The organism is Mucilaginibacter sp. P4_G9, assembly GCF_056400985.1.
The window spans coordinates 1-2302 of sequence record NZ_JBFUKF010000597.1 but is presented as its reverse complement, the minus strand read 5'-3'; the positions used below and the strand labels follow the sequence as shown (position 1 = coordinate 2302).

The window sequence follows — 2302 nt, the reverse complement described above, 5'->3', positions numbered from 1 at the left end:
AGTTAAAACTATTGTGTAATATGCATGATATAGTCGGTTAGCCTTGAAACACAAATACCTTAATATAAAACCTTTTAAAGCACTATTCCTGTTTTTATTAGGGGTAATTTTTTTTAATACCAGCCGTGTAAATGCACAATCAACAGGCGATAGTATAAAACTCGCCATTGAGCCCCAATACAATAATGTAAGCGGCACTCATCGTTTTTTCCTGGGTGAGAATTACCGAAAACTTTGGGCGGCCCCTGTAAAGCTCAGCATCTTTCATATATCAACTGAAAAGGGAGGCTTAAAGATCCTGCAAAGGGGCGGTGGCCAGCAAACCAAATCCCTCCGCCTGCAGGACCAAACAGGGCAGCAGTGGGTATTGCGCACCATCCAAAAATACCCCGAAAAAGGTTTACCACCCAATTTACGCCCTACTGTGGCAAAGGATATTTTGCAGGACCAGGTATCAGCTGCCCACCCGTTTTCGGCATTAACTGTGCCGCCATTGGCATCGGCATTGGGTATATCGCATTCTAATCCTAAAATTGTTTATGTACCGGATGATCCTGCTTTGGGCGAATACCGTAAAGATTTTGCCAACCAGGTTTTCCTGTTTGAAGAACGTGAGCCGCTGGATGCTGAAAAAACAGATAATACCGAAAAAGTACAGCGAAAGCTCCAGGATGATAACGACAACCGCGTTGATGAAAAAACAGTACTACGGGCCCGCCTGYTGGATATGCTATTGGGCGACTGGGATCGGCACGAAGATCAATGGCGTTGGGAAAAACTGGATGGCCGGCACGAAACCATCTATGAACCCATTCCCCGCGATCGTGACCAGGTTTATTATAAAACCTCGGGGCTGTTTCCATGGATAGTTGCGCATCAATGGCTAAAATCAAAGTTCCAGGGGTATAGCGGGGAGATAAGAGATATTAACGGATGGAATTTTAATGCCCGCTATTTTGACCGGTACTTTTTGAATGCGCTAAGCGAAGAAGACTGGAAAGAGCAGGTAGCCTTTGTACAAAACAAACTAACCGACGACGTGATTAAACGCGCGGTTAAGCTGATGCCCGATACCATCTACAAACTTTCGGGATCAGAGATCATCGAAAAGATGATTGCCCGAAGGAATATACTGGATAAACAGGCGTTGGAATACTATCGTTTCATCTCCAAAGAAGTAGAGATCCCTGCCAGCGATAAAACCGACAAGTTTACCCTAAGTAACCAGGCAGGCGGAGATCTTACTGTCACAGTAAATAAAATTAAAAAAGACGGAAGCGTTGATAAAGTAACCTACCAGCGCACCTTTAAACCTGATGTGACAAAGGAGGTAAGACTGTATGGCTTTGCCGGCGATGACCAGTTTTCGGTAACAGGTACCCTACCATCACCAATAACGGTACGTATGGTTGGCGGCGATGGTGTGGACAGTTTTTACGTTGATAAAAACCTGCACAATAAGGGTAAGCTATTTTTATACGATCGATCGGATCAGCAGAATAAATTGCCGCCATCAACAGATGTAAAAATCCGTACCTCAACAGATACTGCCGTAAATCAATACAATAAACAAAGTTTTAAATTCGACCGGTTTGAGCCTATTGTGCTGGCTAATTACAGCACCGACCTTGGGATATCACTCATCGCTGGCTTTTCTCTCGAAAAACATGGTTTCCGCAAAGAGCCCTATGCTTTCAGGGAAGAGTTTCTTGTTAGCTATAATTTGTCAAGAAGATCGTTCCTGTTAACTTATATTGCCGACTGGAAGAAAGCCATTGGTAACAATGATATCGGCATCAACATCCTTTCAAGGGGGCCAAATAACCTAAGCAATTTCTTTGGTATAGGTAATAATACTGTTTTCGAAAATAAAGGAGATAGGGAGATTAGTTATTATCGAAACAAATATGATTACATCACTGCCGATGTCTCTTTAAAACAAACTCAGGGCAGCTGGCGCTTCAGCGAAGGAGTGGCAGGGCAATATTACAATAGCAAATCATCCAACAATACCAATAGGTTTTTAGGCAATTACAACCTGGGGAATCCTGGTGAAAATGTGTTCGGAACAAAGTTTTACACCGGGATATTGGCCAACGCACAGCTGGATACACGTAACAAAGCAACCATTCCTACAAAAGGGCTCTATTGGAATACCACAATAAGCGGCTTTACCGGTTTAAGTAGCAATAGTCACAATACTTACGGACAAATACTTTCCGAGTTTAGTTTTTACCTGAATCCTGACAAGGATTCGATACTGGTTATAGCCAACAGAACAGGTTTGGGTACAACAATAGGT

The 2302-nt window shown here is 43.0% G+C and carries 1 protein-coding gene; it reads left to right on the top strand.

Going from position 1 to position 2302, the window contains the following annotated elements:
- Positions 1–43: 43 nt before the first annotated feature.
- The coding region (locus tag AC1DPZ_RS25735) for a BamA/TamA family outer membrane protein (RefSeq protein ID WP_477408860.1) at positions 44–2302 on the top strand (2259 nt) is incomplete at its 3' end.